Below are 15,096 nucleotides of genomic sequence, written 5' to 3' on the forward strand. Positions count from 1 at the left end.
CCCATGGAGCAGAGGCATCTCGGACGTACCGGCCTGCGTGTGTCGCGCATCGGACTCGGCACCCTCACCTGGGGCCGGGACACCGACGAGCACGACGCCGCCGAGCAGTTGAAGTCGTTCTGGGACGCGGGCGGGACGCTCGTGGACACCGCCGACGTGTACGGCGGGGGCGAGGCGGAGTATCTGCTCGGGCGCCTGATGGAGCGGCTGGTCTCGCGGCAGGACCTCGTCCTGTCGACCAAGGCGGGCAGTGTCCCGGACCCCGACCGGCGTACGGACGGTTCGCGCGGGCACCTGCTCGCCGCGCTCGACGCCTCCCTCGCCCGGCTCGGCACGGACCACGTGGACCTGTGGCAGCTCCACGCCTACGACCCGCACACACCTCTGGAGGAGTCCCTCCAGGCCCTCGACATCGCCGTGCGCAGCGGACGCGCGCGGTACGCGGGCGTGGCGAACTTCTGCGGCTGGCAGCTCGCCAAGGCCGGTACCTGGCAGCTCGGCGGGGACCGGACCCGGCTCGCGGGGGCGCAGCTGGAGTACTCGCTGCTCCAGCGGGGCGTGGAGCGGGAGGTGCTGCCGGCCGCCCAGGACCTGGGGATAGGCCTGCTGCCCTCCTCACCGCTCGGGCGCGGGGTCCTGACCGGCAAGTACCGCACCGGGACCCCCTCGGACTCGCGGGGCGCGTCCGAGACCATGGGGCCCTTCGTGGAGCCGTATCTGGACGAGGCGGCGAGCCGGATCGTGGACGCGGTCGCGACGGCGGCCGACGGGCTCGCGACGACGCCGCTCCACGTGGCGCTCGCCTGGGTCCGCGACCGGCCGGGGGTGACCGCCCCGATCGTCGGCGCGCGCACCGCGCGGCAGCTCGCGGCCGCGTTGTCGGTGGAGACCCTTAGTCTTCCTGACGAGATCTGTCGGGCGCTGGACGATGTGTCGGCGCCCGTGCACCGCTATCCGGATCACGACTGGAGCACCTTGTGACCGAGCCTTCCGGGGAGACCGCGCCCGAGGCACCCGAGGACGTGGAGCCCACCGAGGACGCGCGGGAGAACGCGCGGGGGGCCGAACCGGCCCAGGACGCCGAGGACCCGGGCGCGGCCCCGGGGGCCGATTCCGAGGACCCGGGCGAGGTCCGGGAGACGACCGCCTCCGAGGAACCGGGCGTCCCGCCCGAGGGCGCGGCCGAGGAGTCCGGCGACCCCGGCGCGGCCGTCGCCGGGGGTGCCGACACGCCCGAGTTGAGCGACGCCCAGGCCGAACTCGCCGCGCAGCGGGAGCTGCGGGCCAGGATCGAGGCGCGCAAGGCCGACAAGGAGGGCCCCCTGGCGAGCGGCGCCAAGCTGAGCGGCACGGCGGCCGACCTGCTCGCCGCCGTCCGGGCGGTGGAGGGCGGCGCGGCCTCCGGCAGCACGTTCTACGAGGCCCCCGAGCCCGCGCCGAGGCGCCCCGCCCCCGAGGCGGCCCCGGCCATGACCGTACGGCCGCCGGTACCGGCACAGGCCTCCGCGCCGGCGCCCGGGACCACGGCCGCCGTGCGCGAGGTCCTCGCCAAGGGCGGCGCCCCCGAGACGCTGGCGGCGCAGGTCGCCGCCGCGCTCGGCGAGAACGCGGCCGACGCGCTGCTCGCCGACCCCTGGGCGCTGCTCGCGGTGGCCGGAGTGCGCCCCGAGCAGGCCGACGGATTCGCGCGGGCGCTGCTCGGCGCCGCCTGCGGCCCCGACGACCCGCGCAGGACGGTCGCCCTGACCGTGTGGCTCCTGGAGCGGGCCGCCCTCCAGGGACACACCGCGCTGGAGGTCCAAGCCGTGCGCGCCGGGCTCGCCGGGCACGCGGTGCCCGACCCCGGGTCGGCGGTCGAGGAGGCGGTCTCGGCGGGCGCGGTCCTCGTCTTCCAGGAGGAGGAGACCGCGCGGGAGGAGACCGAAGAGGACGAGGAGGAGCCGGCGGAGGCCGTCGCCGAGGAGCCGGCCTCGCCCGTGCTGCTCGGGCTCGACCGGTACGCGCTGGCGGAGGAGAGCCTCGCGGACGGACTCGCCCGGCTGGTCAGGACGGCGACGGCCGACGCCTGGGAGGGCTCGGAGCTGACGCGGGCCACCGGGGCGTGCGGTCTCGTCCTGCACACCGGCGGCGAGGCCTCCCGCGCCGAACCGGTGGCGCTGGCGTCGGCCGCACGTGAGCGCGGGCTGCGCGCCCTGGTCGCCGTCCACGCGGACGGCGGGCGGCGCGCGCCGGGCCTCGCCGGGACGGACGCGGTGACGGTCGCCGCGCTGCTCTCCGGTACGGCCGGTCCCGGCCGCGACGAGGAGGGCGCGCTCGCCCTCGACCTCCTGGTGGTCCTCGACGCGCCCCAGTTGGACGTGGAGACGGCCGCGATGCTCGTGGAGTCGCTGCCCGACGGCTGCCGTCTGGTGCTGAGCGGCGACCCGGAGGTCCTGGGCGCGCCGGGCGCGGGCCGGGTCTTCGCCGATGTGCTGGCGGCCCGGGTGTGTCCCCGGATCGCCTCCCGGCTGCCCGACCCCGGGCCGCTCGGCGAGCTGGTCTCGGGCATCGGCGCCGGGGAGCTGAACCAGGTCGAGGCCCCGGGCAAGGAGATCGTGATCGTCCCGGTGCGGGACGCGGGCGAGGCCGTGCACCGCGCGGTCCAGCTGGTGGCGGACTCGGTGCCGCGGGCGATCGGGGTGCCGTCGGAGCAGACGCAGGTCGTCACGGTCGGTCACGGCGGCTCGGCCGGTACGCGCGCGCTGAACGCGGCCCTCAAGGAGCGGCTCAACCCCGGCCCCGGCCGGTTCGGGGGCTACGACCCCGGGGACCGGGTGGCGTACGCGCCGGTGCCCGGGCGGACGGTGACGGGGTCGGTGCTCTCGGCCGACGCCGAGGGCCTGCGGCTGCGGTGCGGGGACGAGGAGCTCGTCGTACCGAGGGAGCGGGTGGAGTCGGCGCTGCGGCACGGCTGGGCGCTCACCGCGCACCAGGCCGCCGGGGCGCGCTGGCCCGCGGTGGTCGTCGTGCTGCCGGGGGACGCCGCCGGAGGATTGAGCCGGCCATGGGTGTACACGGCCTTCGGCCGGGCGGAGCGCCATCTGTCGGTCGTGCACGGCGTGGACCAGGCGCTGGCCCGCGCGGTGGCCGAGGGGGTGGCCCCGGAGCGTACGACGCGACTGCGACCGCTCCTGGAAACCCTGCTCGCCACGCCCGAGGAGTAGACGGGCGAGGAGTAGACGGGCGAGGAGAGGACGGCCGACGGGCCGAGGGTCGGCCGGCACAACGGCGGAGGGCCGGGACACCGATCACGGTGTCCCGGCCCTCCGCCGTTCCCTCAGGAGCCGGAGACGCCGGCCCGTTCCTCCTCATCGTCCTCGTCCTCGTCGAAGACGGCGCTGACGTCGAAGCGGCAGACGATCCGCTCCGGATCGGCGTGCTCGAAGGGGGCGTTGAGCCACTCCCCCGGTTCCGGAAGCTCCTCGGCGGCGGTGACCCAGAGGGTGGAGTCGCCCTCCTCCAGGCCGAACTCCTTGTGCCGGGAGGCGATCTCGTCCGGCTCGAACTCGCCGAAGAGCACGCCGAGCGCGGCGAGCGGCGAGACCCCGGCCCTGGCGGCCGCCCCCGTGGGGTCGGCGTCGCCGTCGATCTCGGCGACACGGCGGGCCTGGGCCAGCAGGCGTTGCGGTTCGGCCACGGCGTAGTCGCGGCGGATCAGAAGGCTGAGGGCGTGAGGTTCGTCAGGTCCGGCGTAGGGCGGCAGCGTCCCGTCCGCCCCGGGGATCTCGAAGGGAGTGACCTCGTCGTAGCGGTCGTAGAGGATCTCGTCGTATCCCTCGGCCGCCGCGGCGAGGGCGTTGAAGGCTTCGTAGACGGCCGTGTCATCGTCCCCCGTGCGGCGTTCGACCGCCGCGAGGTGACGGTCCAGTGCGGCTTTGACCGCCTCGGCGGCGGCACGTACCTCGGCAGCGGTGGGCTGCGCAGCATCAGACATGGGACAGACGCTATCCGTACCGGGCCGGTGCCCGCACAATAGATGCGATGCCGGAATACGAATTTGTCGACGTGTACGTGCCGCGCGGTGTCTCCCGCAAGGAGGCGACGCGGCTGCTGACCGACCATGCCGAGTACGGACACTGGGAGTTGGACCGTCTGACCCTCCACCGGGACGGGAGCCGCAGGGTGCGGCTGAAGCGGCGGATCATCCGCCAGGTCCGGGCGACCTGGTAGACGACGGTAGGGGCCCCGCGACCGCGGGGCCCCTGTGCGTGGTGGTGCGCGTCACGCGTGACGCGGTGTGCGTCAGGCGGCGTTGCGGGTGCGGCGGTAGATCAGCGAGCCCGCGAGCAGCAGACCGGCCCCGGCGGGGACGATCACGCCGAGCGGACCGGCGCCGGTCTCGGCGAGCTCCTCGACGGCGCGGGGCGGAGTGACACCGTGCTCACCGGGGGTGTTCGACCCACCGTCGGTCCCGGGGTTACCGGGCGTGCCCGGGTTACCGGGGGTGCCGGGGTTGCCAGGGGTGCCCGGGTTGCCGGGCGTACCCGGGTTCCCGGGGTTACCCGGGTTGCCAGGGTTACCCGGGTTGCCAGGGTTACCGGGGTTGCCAGGGTTACCGGGATTCCCCGGGATACCAGGGTTACCGGGATTCCCCGGGTTACCAGGGTTGCCGGGGTTACCCGGGTTACCCGGGTTACCCGGGTTACCGGGATTCCCCGGGTTCCCAGGGTTACCGGGATTCCCCGGGTTCCCGGGGTGCGTCGGCTCGATGCCGTTGCCGCAGCTGTTGCCCGCGGCGGCGTTGCCCAGGCCGATGGCCGTGACACTGTTGCCGCACACGTTCACCGGGGCGTCGACCGGCACCTGGACGGTGTTGCCGGAGGCGACGCCGGGAGAATTGCTCGTGTGCCCGCCGGCGGAGGAACCGCCACCGGGCTTGCCGGGCTTGCCGGGCTTGGAGGTGTTGGCACACTTGTTGCCCATCGCCGGATTCAGCAGTCCGACGACGTTGACGGTGTTTCCGCAGGCGTTCACCGGTACGTGCACCGGGACCTGGACGGAGTTTCCGGACGCGACGCCCGGGGAATTCGTGGCCGCACCGTGCGCACCGGAATCGGCGTGCGCGTATCCGCCGACGGCGGCGAGAACGCCTCCGGCGGCCGCAACGGTGACCAGACCCTTGCGCGTGACCTGTCGCATAGCTTGTTCCCTGCCTGCTGGGCTTCGAAAGAGGGCCACCGGGCGGAACACCCGGGGCGGAAATGGCCACCGGCCCCGGAGTGCATGGCACGCACTCCGGGGCCGGACCGGCTCACACCCTCACGGGGCGAGGGACAACGTCAGGCGTTGACGCAGGTGTTGCCGAAGGCGGGGTTCAGCAGGCCGATCACGGAGACCGTGTTGCCGCAGAGGTTCACGGGAACGTGAACCGGAACCTGGACGACGTTGCCCGAGAGGACGCCGGGGGAACCGATGGCGGCACCCTGGGCACCCGCGTCGGCAACGGCCATGCCCGCACCCGCGAGAACGAGACCGCCAGTGGCAGCCGCAGCAGCGACGACCTTCTTGATCATTATTCCTCCTAGTTGGAAATGCGGTCCCAGCCGCGGACCGCACACCTGTAACGAGGGGGAATGGTGGGGGCTACGAGCCCAAGAGTTCATTCACTCTTTCCGGTCACAGGCAAACGCGCGGACGAATTCAGCAGGCGTCGATGAAGCGGTCCAGGACGCGGGCGCCGAACTTCAGGCCGTCCACCGGCACCCGCTCGTCCACGCCGTGGAACATGCCGGCGAAGTCGAGCTCCGGCGGCAGCTTGAGCGGAGCGAAGCCGAAGCAGCGGATGCCGAGGTCGTCGAAGGACTTGGCGTCGGTGCCGCCGGAGAGCATGTACGGCACGGCGCGGGCGATCGGGTCCTCGGCCCGCAGCGCCAGCTGCATGGCGTCGACCAGGGCGCCGTCGAAGCTCGTCTCCAGGGCCTTGTCGCCGTGCACGTCCTCGCGCTTCACGTTCGGGCCGAGGATCCGGTCCAGGTCGGCGAGGAACTCCTGCTCGTACCCGGGCAGGAAGCGGCCGTCGACGTGCGCGGTGGCCTGGCCGGGGATCACGTTCACCTTGTAGCCGGCGCCGAGCATGGTCGGGGCGGCAGAGTTCCGCAGGGTGGCGCCGACCATCTTGGCGATGCCGCCCAGCTTGGCGAGGGTGCCGTCCATGTCCTCGGGGTCGAGGGGGGTGCCGAGCGCGTCCGAGAGCTCGTCGAGGAAGGAGCGCACGGTCTTGGTGACCCGCACCGGCCACTGGTGGCGGCCGAGGCGGCCCACGGCCTCGCAGAGCTCGGTGATCGCGTTGTCGTCGTTGGTCATCGAGCCGTGGCCGGCCGTGCCCTCGACGGTCAGCCGCATCCAGTGCATGCCCTTCTGGGCGGTCTCGACCAGGTAGAGCCGCAGGTTCTCGTTGACGGTGAAGGAGAAGCCGCCGACCTCGCCGATGGCCTCGTCGACCCCGTCGAAGAGGTCCCGGTGCTTGTCGACCAGGTGCCGGGCGCCGTAGGTGCCGCCGGCCTCCTCGTCGGCGAGGAAGGCGAGGACGATGTCGCGCGGGGGCTTGCGACCGCTGCGCAGCCTGTCCCGTACGACCGCGAGGGTCATCGCGTCCATGTCCTTCATGTCCACGGCGCCCCGGCCCCAGACGCAGCCGTCGGCGATCTCCCCGGAGAAGGGGTGGTGGGTCCAGTCCTCGGCGTTGGCCGGGACGACGTCGGTGTGGCCGTGGATGAGGAGGGCCGGCCGCGACGGGTCCTCCCCCTCGATGCGGGCGACGGTGGAGGCCCGTCCCCGGTGCGACTCGATGATCTTCGGCTCGAGGCCGACCTCCGCGAGCTTCTCGGCGATGTACTCGGCCGCCGCCCGCTCGCCGGGGCCGGAGTGGTCGCCGTAGTTGCTGGTGTCGATGCGGATGAGGTCGCGACAGAGATCCACGACCTCGTTCTCGGCGGTCTCGGCGTTGCCGCTTCGGCCGGTGTTCGACTCGCTCACGCTGCTTCCTCCCACTACGTGCCCCACGTGATTGCTTCGGTGCTCCTCCCATCCTCCCGCGTGTCCCCCTCCCTGCCCAAGGGTGGCCTCCGGCCGACATGCGGCTGTCACATGACGGGGGCCGACCGGGGGTGGTGATCGGCCCTCCAGATGTTTGCTATTGTTTTCCACGTCGGAAGGGCCGAGCGGCCAGGAAGACAGACACCTTGTCCGGGTGGCGGAATGGCAGACGCGCTAGCTTGAGGTGCTAGTGCCCTTTATCGGGCGTGGGGGTTCAAGTCCCCCCTCGGACACCACACGGAGTCCCGGTCGAGATCATCTCGACCGGGACTTTCGGCATGAGTACGCGCTATCACGAGGCGGAGCGGTGAGACGCAGAGCCAAGGCGCCCTCGGCGCCGCTCCCCCAGCGGGACGGGGTCGATCCCGTCCGGGTGCGACTGCCCGAGGATCCGGGTGCCGGCTGGGCGACCGTGCGGGAGCATCTGGTCGATCGGTACGGGGCGGCCGTCGGGGTCGGGCGGGTCGAGGCGATGGTCCGCGAGGGGCGGTTCGTCGGGGTCGACGGGCCGGTCGACGGGGACGAGCCGTACACCGTGGGGCGGTACCTCTGGTTCCACCGGGACTTTCCCGCCGAGACTCCGGTGCCCTTCCCGATCGGGGTCGTGTACCGCGACGAGCGGGTCGTGGTCGCGGACAAGCCGCACTTCCTCGCCACGATGCCCCGGGGGCGGCACGTGACGGAGACCGTGCTCGCGCGGCTGCGGCGGGAGCTGGGGCTGCCGCACCTCCAGCCCGCGCACCGGCTCGACCGGCTGACGGCGGGCCTGGTGCTCTGTGTCGTACGGCCGGAGGACCGGGGGGCGTACCAGACGCTGTTCCGGGACCGGCTGGTGCGCAAGGAGTACGAGGCGGTGGCCCCGTACGACCCGGCGGTGGCGCTGCCGGTGACGGTGCGGAGCCGGATCGAGAAGGAGCGCGGGGTGATGGCCGCCCGCGAGGTGCCGGGCGAGCCGAACAGCGAGAGCCGGATCGAACTCCTCCGGCACGAGGGCGGGCTCGGGTGGTACCGGCTGCTGCCCGTGACCGGGCGGACGCATCAGCTGCGGGTGCACATGAACGGGCTGGGGCTGCCGCTCCTGCACGACCCGGTCTATCCGGTGGTCCGCGAGGACGGGCCGGAGGACTTCGGGCGGCCGCTGCAACTGCTGGCGCGGACGCTGGAGTTCACCGACCCGTTCACGGGTGTGGCGAGGCGCTTCGAGAGCCGGACGCGGCTCAGTGGCCCCGGTTGATCCATTCCTGGAGGTGCGGGGCCTCGTCACCGATGACGGTGGGGTCGCCGTGGCCGGTGCGGACCACCGTCTCCGGCGGGAGGGTGAGGAGCTTCTCGCGGATCGAGTCGACGATCGTCGGGAAGTCCGAGAAGGAGCGGCCGGTGGCCCCGGGGCCACCCTGGAAGAGGGTGTCCCCCGTGAAGACGGTGCCCAGTTCCGGGGCGTGGAGGCAGACCGCGCCGGGGGCGTGTCCGGGGGTGTGGAGGACCGTGAGGTCCGTGCCGGCGATGGTGAGGACCTGACCGTCGGCGAGGTCGCCGTCGGGGCTGTGGTCGGGGTGGGTCTGCTTCCACAGCGGCTGGTCGGCGGGGTGGAGCAGGATGCGGGCGCCGGTGGCGGCCGCGAGCGCCGGGGCCGCGTCGATGTGGTCGTTGTGGGCGTGGGTGCAGACGATGGCGCGCAGGGCGCGGCCGTCGAGGGCGGCGAGGATGGCCTCGGCGTCGTGGGCGGCGTCGATGACGATCGCCTCGGTGTCGTCGCCGACGATCCAGACGTTGTTGTCGACGTCCCAGGTGCCGCCGTCGAGGCTGAAGGTGCCGGAGGTGACGAGGTGGTCGATGCGGGCGGCCATCACAGCACCACCACCGAGCGGAGGACGTCGCCCTCGTGCATGCGGCCGAAGGCCTTCTCGACGTCGCCGAGGCCGATGGTCTCGGTGACGAAGGCGGCGAGGTCGATGCGGCCCTGCTGGTGCAGGTCGACGAGCATCGGGAAGTCGCGGGAGGGCAGGCAGTCGCCGTACCAGGAGGACTTGAGCGCGCCGCCGCGGCCGAAGACGTCGAGGAGCGGGAGTTCGAGCTTCATCTCGGGGGTGGGGACGCCGACGAGGACGACGGTGCCGGCGAGGTCGCGGGCGTAGAAGGCCTGCTGGTACGTCTCCGGGCGGCCGACGGCCTCGATGACCACGTCGGCGCCGAAGCCGCCGGTGAGCTCGCGGATGGCCTCGACGGGGTCGCCGGAGCGGGAGTTGACGGTGTGGGTGGCGCCCATCGTCCTCGCCGTCTCCAGCTTGCGGTCGTCGATGTCGACGGCGATGATCCTCGCGGCTCCGGCGAGGCGGGAGCCGACGATCGCCGCGTCGCCGACGCCGCCGCAGCCGATGACGGCGACGGTGTCGCCGCGGCCGACGTTCCCGGTGTTGATGGCGGCGCCGATGCCGGCCATCACGCCGCAGCCGAGGAGGCCCGCGACCTCGGGGGCGACGGCGGGGTCGACCTTGGTGCACTGGCCGGCGGCGACGAGGGTCTTCTCGGCGAAGGCGCCGATGCCGAGGGCCGGGGAGAGCTCCGTACCGTCGAGCAGGGTCATCCGCTGCTTGGCGTTGTGGGTGTCAAAGCAGTACCAGGGGCGGCCGCGCAGACAGGCGCGGCAGGTGCCGCACACGGCTCGCCAGTTGAGGACGACGAAGTCGCCGGGGGTGACGTCGGTGACGCCCTCGCCGACGGACTCGACGATTCCCGCGGCCTCGTGTCCGAGGAGGAAGGGGAACTCGTCGTTGATCGCGCCCTGCTTGTAGTGGAGATCGGTGTGGCAGACGCCGCACGCCTGGATCTTCACGACGGCCTCGCCCGGGCCGGGATCCGGGATCACGATCGTCTCGACCCGTACCGGTTCGTTCCTGCCGGGGGCGATGACCCCCTGTACGTGCTGCGGCATCGCGAACTTCCCTTCCTCCGACCGGATCTTGTAAGGCTCTTGCGTACCACTATCTCCTGACAAAAGGCGAGACCCCGACAGGCCGTGCCTGTCGGGGTCTCGCCGGTTCCCTCGGGGAAGGTCAGTCGCGGGTCGCCGAGGCGGTCGTACGGACCCGTCGGCGGACCAGGAACCAGCCGCCGACGAGCGCGGCCGCGATGAGCGGGAGGCAGTTGACGGTGGTGCGGCTGATGCCCTCGTCCATCCACATCAGGACGAGGACGGAGGCGAGGAAGGCGAGGGTCACGATCTGGGTGTACGGGGCCCAGGGCAGGCGGTAGCCGGGGCGGGTCAGCTTGCCCTGCCGGGCGTTGCGCCAGAACAGCAGCGAGCAGACCATGATCATGGCCCAGGTGCCGATGATGCCGATGGAGGCGAAGTTGAGGACCAGTTCGAAGGCCTCGCCGGGCATCACGTAGTTGAGGGCGACGCCCATGACGCCGAAGGCGGCGGTGAGCAGGATGCCGCCGTAGGGGACGCCGCCCCTGTTCATGACACCGGTGAACTTCGGCGCGGAGCCGGAGAGCGACATGGAGCGCAGGATGCGGCCGGTGGAGTAGAGGCCCGAGTTGAGGCTGGAGAGCGCGGCCGTGAGGACGACGAGGTTCATCACGCCGGCGGCGCCGGGGATGCCCAGCTTGTCGAAGACGGTGACGAAGGGGCTCTGGTCGCCCGAGTAGGCGGTGTACGGGAGGATCAGGGCGAGCAGGACGACGGAGCCGACGTAGAAGAGGCCCACGCGCCACATGATCGAGTTGATCGCCTTCGGCATGATCTTCTCGGGGTTCTCGGTCTCGCCGGCGGCGACGCCGCACAGCTCGACGGAGGCGTAGGCGAAGACGACGCCCTGGATGAGCAGCAGCATCGGCATCATGCCGTTGGGGAAGATGCCGCCGTTGTCGCTGATGTTGCCGAGGCCGGGGGTGTGACCGCCGACGTCGTGCGAGGTCACGATGAGGAAGATGCCGATCAGCATGAAGGCGACGAGGGCGCCGACCTTGATGATCGCGAACCAGAACTCCATCTCCCCGAAGTACTTCACGGAGATGAGGTTGGCGGCGAGGACGACCGCGAGGGCGATCAGGGCGAGGACCCACTGCGGGACGTCGCTGAACATGGCCCAGAAGTGGGCGTAGGTCGCGGCCGCGGTGATGTCGGCGACGGCGGTGGTCGACCAGTTGAGGAAGTACAGCCAGCCGGCCGTGTAGGCGCCCTTCTCGCCCATGAACTCACGGGCGTAGGAGACGAAGGCGCCGGAGGAGGGGCGGTAGAGCACCAGCTCGCCGAGGGCCCGCACCACGAAGAAGGCGAAGACGCCGCAGACGGCGTAGGCGATGAAGAGGGAGGGGCCCGCCTGGGACATCCGGCCGCCGGCGCCCAGGAAGAGGCCGGTGCCGATGGCGCCGCCGATGGCGATCATGTTGATGTGCCGGGACTTGAGGTCCTTGCGGTATCCGGCGTCGCCGGCGTCGACGTGGGGGGTGGCGGCCTTGGTGCCGCCGGTCGCCGCCGGGACGGCGGGCAGCGGGTCGGCCGCGGTGACGCGGTCACTCATGGAGTTGATCGCCTTCGTGAGGGGGCTGTGCGGTACCCGGTCGTGCCCGGTGGGGGGTCTTCCCCGGCACGACCAGCGCACATCCTCACGGCAAGGGACGGTAACTGACTGTGGCGCATGTCACTGAACGCCCATATTTGAGCTAGTTCAGAGCTTGCGTCCGGACCTTACGGAGCGAGGACGTCCAGTTCCTGGAGGGCGCCGACGGCGATCTGACGGGTGAGCTCCTCGGCGCGGGCCGCGTCCCGCTCCCGTACGGCCTCGGCGACCTGGACGTGGAGGGTGACGGCGGCCGGGTCGGGGTCCTCGAACATCACGTGGTGGTGGGTGCGGCCGGCGAGGACCTCGGCGACGACGTCGCCGAGGCGGGCGAACATCTCGTTCCCGGAGGCGTTGAGCACGACCCGGTGGAAGGCGACGTCGTGGACGAGGTACTCCTCCAGGCGCCGGCCGCGGGAGGTGGCGACCATGCCGAGGGCCTGTTCGGTGAGCTCCCGGCACTGGTCGGGGGTGGCGTTGACGGCGGCCAGGCCGGCGGCGACGGGCTCGACGGCCGAGCGGAGCACGGTGAGCGAGCGGAGCTGCCGGGGGCGGTCGGCGCCGGCCAGGCGCCAGCGGATGACCTGGGGGTCGTACACGTTCCAGCGCGCGGTGGGGAGCACGGTGACGCCGACGCGGCGGCGGGACTCGACGAGGTGCATGGACTCCAGGACCCGGACGACCTCGCGGACCACGGTCCGGGAGACGTCGAAGCGCTGGGCGAGCTCGTCGGTGCGCAGCACCGTGCCGGGCGGGTACTCCCCCGCGGTGATCGCGAGACCCAGGGTGGCCAGCACGTGCGAATGAAGCCCCTGGGCCGGTGTCGTCATGGTGGCAAGCCTATGCGCGCTCGCGCGGGTGATCACCTCGGGAATTAAAAGTACTACTTTTATGTCACAGCCTCTTGAATACGTCGTACCCAATGGGTTTCATGTCTGCGACGGATCGATGTCGAAGAAGACAGCGAGGCACCCCCCATGAGCACCACCCCCCAGCCCGGGACCAGGGCAGTCGTCGTCGTGATGGGCGTCGCCGGGACCGGCAAGACCACGATCGGACCCCTGGTCGCCGAGGCCCTGGCCCTCCCCTACGCGGAGGGCGACGACTTCCACCCGGCGGCGAACGTGGCCAAGATGTCGGCCGGCGTCCCCCTCGACGACAGCGACCGGGAGCCCTGGCTCGACGCCATCGGGGCGTGGGCGCACGACCGGGCCGGACTCGGCGGCGTGGTGAGCAGCTCCGCCCTGAAGCGGAGCTACCGGGACCGGCTGCGCGCCGCCGCCCCGGGTGTGGTCTTCCTCCACCTGACCGGTGACCGGGAACTGATCGAGCGGCGCATGGGCGCCCGCGAGGGCCACTTCATGCCGACGGCGCTCCTCGACTCCCAGTTCGCCACCCTGCAACCACTGCGGGAGGACGAGGCCGGCGTCGCCGTCGACGTCTCCGGCACCCCCGAGGAGATCGCCGCCCGGGCCGTCGCCGCCCTGCGCGGCATCGCCCTCTGACCTCTCGTCCCGTCCCCGTTCCCCCGCTCGTACGAAGGACACCACCGTGCCCAGTCTCAGCGTCGAGATCCTGGCAGCGGACGCCGCCGAACCGATCACCTCGGCAGGCAACGCCCAGCTCGGCATCGCCGTACTCGCCGGCATCGCCGTCATCGTCGTGCTCATCACCAGGTTCAAGCTGCACGCGTTCCTGGCGCTCACCATCGGCTCGCTCGCGCTCGGCGCGTTCGCCGGGGCCCCGCTCGCGGACACCATCAAGTCGTTCACCACCGGCCTCGGCGCCACCGTCGCCGGCGTGGGCGTCCTGATCGCCCTCGGCGCCATCCTCGGCAAGCTGCTCGCCGACTCGGGAGGCGCCGACCAGATCGTCGACACGATCCTGGCCAAGGCCAGTGGCCGGGCCATGCCCTGGGCCATGGTGCTCATCGCCTCGGTGATCGGCCTGCCGCTCTTCTTCGAGGTCGGCATCGTGCTGCTGATCCCGGTCGTCCTCATGGTCGCCAAGCGCGGCAACTACTCCCTGATGCGGATCGGCATCCCCGCCCTCGCCGGCCTCTCGGTGATGCACGGGCTCATCCCGCCGCACCCCGGCCCGCTCGTCGCGATCGACGCGGTCGGCGCCAACCTGGGCGTCACCCTCGCCCTCGGTCTCGTCGTGGCCGTCCCGACCGTGATCATCGCCGGCCCGGTCTTCTCCCGGTACGCCGCCCGCTGGGTCGACATCCCGGCCCCCGAGAACATGATCCCGGCCCGGCCGTCCGAGGACCTGGAGAAGCGCCCCGGCTTCGGCGTCACCGTCGCGACCGTCATGCTGCCGGTCGTCCTGATGCTGGTGAAGGCGCTCGTCGACATCGTCGTCGACGACCCCGAGAACAGCGTCCAGAAGGTCACCGACGTCATCGGCTCCCCGCTGATCGCGCTGCTCGCCGCCGTCATAGTGGCGCTCTTCACCCTGGGCCGCGCGGCCGGCTTCACCAAGGAGCGGCTCTCCACCACCGTCGAGAAGTCCCTCGCCCCCATCGCGGGCGTGCTCCTCATCGTCGGCGCGGGCGGCGGCTTCAAGCAGACCCTGATCGACATCGGCGTCGGCCAGATGATCCTGGACCTCTCCGAGAACTGGTCCATCCCGGCCCTGCTGCTCGCCTGGCTGATCGCCGTCGCGATCCGCCTCGCGACCGGCTCGGCGACCGTGGCGACGATCTCGGCGGCGGGGCTCGTGGCCCCGCTCGCGGAGGGCATGTCGACCGGTGAGACGGCGCTCCTCGTCCTGGCGATCGGCGCGGGCTCGCTCTTCTTCAGCCACGTCAACGACGCCGGGTTCTGGCTGGTGAAGGAGTACTTCGGGATGACCGTCGGCCAGACGATCAAGACCTGGTCGGTGATGGAGACGATCATCTCGGTCGTGGGCATCGTGTTCGTGCTGCTGCTGTCGCTGGTGCTGTAGCCCGGCGGAAATCCGGAGGTGAGGGCCGGTCGTGGCTGACAGACTGTCGGCCATGACCGGCCCTCACGCGCTCAAGCCCTTCCTCCTCGCCTTCCCCGGCCCGCTGCGGGACCAGCTCGTCGCGGCGGTGCTCGCCGGCGAGAAGACCGCCACGACGGGGCTCCTCGTGGAGTACGAGATCGAGAACGAGGACCTGCCGGAGGTCGGCGAACGCTCGGCCGTCATCGACTCGGACGGCCGCGAGGTGGCGGTCGTGGAGATCACCGAGGTCCACGTCCTGCCCCTGCGCGACGCGGACCTCCGCCTCGCGCTCGGCGAGGGCGAGGGATACCGGTCGGTCGCGGAGTGGCGCGCGGGCCACGAGAGCTTCTGGCACAGCGAGGAGATGCGGGAGGCGCTGGGGGACCCGGAGTTCGTGGTGGACGAGGAGACGGTGCTGGTCGTGGAGTGGTTCAAGGTGGTGGAGGTCCTTCAGCTCGACGGCTGAGGGGCCGGGACCGCCAGGAGT

Annotated in this window: 15 protein-coding genes and 1 tRNA gene; 8 read left to right on the top strand and 8 right to left on the bottom strand. The window is 72.0% G+C overall.

The genetic code is table 11. The features are described from left to right. Positions 1–3: 3 nt before the first annotated feature. Both ABT129_RS12195 and ABT129_RS12200 read left to right on the top strand, forming a co-directional pair. Positions 4–981, top strand: a complete 978-nt coding sequence (locus ABT129_RS12195) for an aldo/keto reductase (protein ID WP_351899929.1) — start codon at positions 4–6, stop codon at positions 979–981. Beyond that, the gene (locus ABT129_RS12200) at positions 978–3,203 is read left to right on the top strand and encodes a helix-hairpin-helix domain-containing protein (RefSeq protein WP_351899931.1); all 2,226 of its coding nucleotides are present in this window, start codon (positions 978–980) and stop codon (positions 3,201–3,203) included. The genes ABT129_RS12195 and ABT129_RS12200 overlap by 4 nt, the downstream gene beginning before the upstream one ends. A gap of 113 nt (positions 3,204–3,316) precedes the next feature. On the opposite strand, the gene ABT129_RS12205 is transcribed toward ABT129_RS12200, so the two are convergent. Further along, the gene (locus ABT129_RS12205) at positions 3,317–3,973 is read right to left on the bottom strand and encodes a hypothetical protein (protein ID WP_351899934.1); all 657 of its coding nucleotides are present in this window, start codon (positions 3,971–3,973) and stop codon (positions 3,317–3,319) included. A 47-nt stretch (positions 3,974–4,020) separates the two neighbouring features. Here ABT129_RS12205 and ABT129_RS12210 point away from each other — a divergent pair, with 47 nt between their 5' ends. Further along, on the top strand, positions 4,021–4,209 hold the full coding sequence (locus ABT129_RS12210) for a DUF5703 family protein (protein WP_073915128.1): 189 nt from the start codon (positions 4,021–4,023) through the stop codon (positions 4,207–4,209). A gap of 72 nt (positions 4,210–4,281) precedes the next feature. Here the strand turns inward: ABT129_RS12210 and ABT129_RS12215 are convergent, their stop codons facing one another. The 3 genes from ABT129_RS12215 to ABT129_RS12225 form a co-directional block, all read right to left on the bottom strand. Further along, positions 4,282–5,178: a chaplin gene (locus ABT129_RS12215; RefSeq protein ID WP_351899936.1), complete on the bottom strand. Its 897-nt coding sequence runs from the start codon at positions 5,176–5,178 to the stop codon at positions 4,282–4,284. 140 nt (positions 5,179–5,318) lie between these two features. Continuing rightward, a complete protein-coding gene (gene chpH, locus ABT129_RS12220; protein WP_030218232.1) occupies positions 5,319–5,552 on the bottom strand; it encodes a chaplin ChpH in 234 nt (77 codons plus the stop codon). A gap of 127 nt (positions 5,553–5,679) precedes the next feature. Further along, the gene (locus tag ABT129_RS12225; RefSeq protein ID WP_351899938.1) at positions 5,680–7,014 is read right to left on the bottom strand and encodes a M20/M25/M40 family metallo-hydrolase; all 1,335 of its coding nucleotides are present in this window, start codon (positions 7,012–7,014) and stop codon (positions 5,680–5,682) included. Between the two features lie 208 nt (positions 7,015–7,222). Between ABT129_RS12225 and ABT129_RS12230 the strand changes: the two genes are divergently transcribed. Then, positions 7,223–7,310, top strand: a tRNA-Leu gene (locus tag ABT129_RS12230). 71 nt (positions 7,311–7,381) lie between these two features. Continuing rightward, positions 7,382–8,308: a pseudouridine synthase gene (locus tag ABT129_RS12235; RefSeq protein WP_351899941.1), complete on the top strand. Its 927-nt coding sequence runs from the start codon at positions 7,382–7,384 to the stop codon at positions 8,306–8,308. Here ABT129_RS12235 and ABT129_RS12240 read toward each other — a convergent pair. The 4 genes from ABT129_RS12240 to ABT129_RS12255 all read right to left on the bottom strand — a co-directional run bounded on the left by ABT129_RS12240 (position 8,292) and on the right by ABT129_RS12255 (position 12,469). Continuing rightward, the gene (locus ABT129_RS12240) at positions 8,292–8,921 is read right to left on the bottom strand and encodes an MBL fold metallo-hydrolase (protein WP_351899943.1); all 630 of its coding nucleotides are present in this window, start codon (positions 8,919–8,921) and stop codon (positions 8,292–8,294) included. The genes ABT129_RS12235 and ABT129_RS12240 overlap by 17 nt on opposite strands. Then, positions 8,921–10,006, bottom strand: a complete 1,086-nt coding sequence (locus ABT129_RS12245; protein ID WP_351899945.1) for an S-(hydroxymethyl)mycothiol dehydrogenase — start codon at positions 10,004–10,006, stop codon at positions 8,921–8,923. Before ABT129_RS12245 ends, ABT129_RS12240 begins: the two co-directional genes overlap by 1 nt. Positions 10,007–10,127: 121 nt before the next feature. Beyond that, positions 10,128–11,600 (bottom strand): amino acid permease, encoded by a 1,473-nt coding sequence (locus ABT129_RS12250; protein ID WP_351899947.1) that lies wholly within the window; start codon positions 11,598–11,600, stop codon positions 10,128–10,130. Between the two features lie 167 nt (positions 11,601–11,767). Beyond that, positions 11,768–12,469: a FadR/GntR family transcriptional regulator gene (locus tag ABT129_RS12255; protein ID WP_351899950.1), complete on the bottom strand. Its 702-nt coding sequence runs from the start codon at positions 12,467–12,469 to the stop codon at positions 11,768–11,770. 147 nt (positions 12,470–12,616) lie between these two features. Between ABT129_RS12255 and ABT129_RS12260 the strand changes: the two genes are divergently transcribed. Genes ABT129_RS12260 through ABT129_RS12270 form a run of 3 tightly spaced genes read left to right on the top strand, consistent with a single transcriptional unit; the run spans position 12,617 to position 15,075 of the window. After that, complete coding sequence (locus tag ABT129_RS12260; RefSeq protein WP_351899952.1) at positions 12,617–13,144, top strand: gluconokinase; 528 nt, start codon at positions 12,617–12,619, stop codon at positions 13,142–13,144. A 46-nt stretch (positions 13,145–13,190) separates the two neighbouring features. After that, complete coding sequence (locus tag ABT129_RS12265) at positions 13,191–14,588, top strand: GntT/GntP/DsdX family permease (RefSeq protein WP_351899954.1); 1,398 nt, start codon at positions 13,191–13,193, stop codon at positions 14,586–14,588. 52 nt (positions 14,589–14,640) lie between these two features. After that, entirely contained in the window at positions 14,641–15,075 is a 435-nt protein-coding gene (locus ABT129_RS12270; protein ID WP_351899957.1) for an ASCH domain-containing protein, read from the top strand. The last annotated feature ends 21 nt before the right edge of the window (positions 15,076–15,096 follow it).

It is taken from the genome of Streptomyces sp. NPDC002057, assembly GCF_040296665.1.
GTDB lineage: Bacteria > Actinomycetota > Actinomycetes > Streptomycetales > Streptomycetaceae > Streptomyces.

Bases quoted from the DNA above. Each gene is read 5' to 3' on its own strand.
- ABT129_RS12195 (WP_351899929.1), top strand. From the start codon at position 4: ATGGAGCAGAGGCATCTCGGACGTACCGGCCTGCGTGTGTCGCGCATC.
- ABT129_RS12205 (WP_351899934.1), bottom strand. From the start codon at position 3,973: ATGTCTGATGCTGCGCAGCCCACCGCTGCCGAGGTACGTGCCGCCGCC.
- ABT129_RS12210 (WP_073915128.1), top strand. From the start codon at position 4,021: ATGCCGGAATACGAATTTGTCGACGTGTACGTGCCGCGCGGTGTCTCC.
- ABT129_RS12215 (WP_351899936.1), bottom strand. From the start codon at position 5,178: ATGCGACAGGTCACGCGCAAGGGTCTGGTCACCGTTGCGGCCGCCGGA.
- chpH (WP_030218232.1), bottom strand. From the start codon at position 5,552: ATGATCAAGAAGGTCGTCGCTGCTGCGGCTGCCACTGGCGGTCTCGTT.
- ABT129_RS12240 (WP_351899943.1), bottom strand. From the start codon at position 8,921: ATGGCCGCCCGCATCGACCACCTCGTCACCTCCGGCACCTTCAGCCTC.
- ABT129_RS12245 (WP_351899945.1), bottom strand. From the start codon at position 10,006: ATGCCGCAGCACGTACAGGGGGTCATCGCCCCCGGCAGGAACGAACCG.
- ABT129_RS12250 (WP_351899947.1), bottom strand. From the start codon at position 11,600: ATGAGTGACCGCGTCACCGCGGCCGACCCGCTGCCCGCCGTCCCGGCG.
- ABT129_RS12255 (WP_351899950.1), bottom strand. From the start codon at position 12,469: ATGACGACACCGGCCCAGGGGCTTCATTCGCACGTGCTGGCCACCCTG.
- ABT129_RS12260 (WP_351899952.1), top strand. From the start codon at position 12,617: ATGAGCACCACCCCCCAGCCCGGGACCAGGGCAGTCGTCGTCGTGATG.
- ABT129_RS12270 (WP_351899957.1), top strand. From the start codon at position 14,641: ATGACCGGCCCTCACGCGCTCAAGCCCTTCCTCCTCGCCTTCCCCGGC.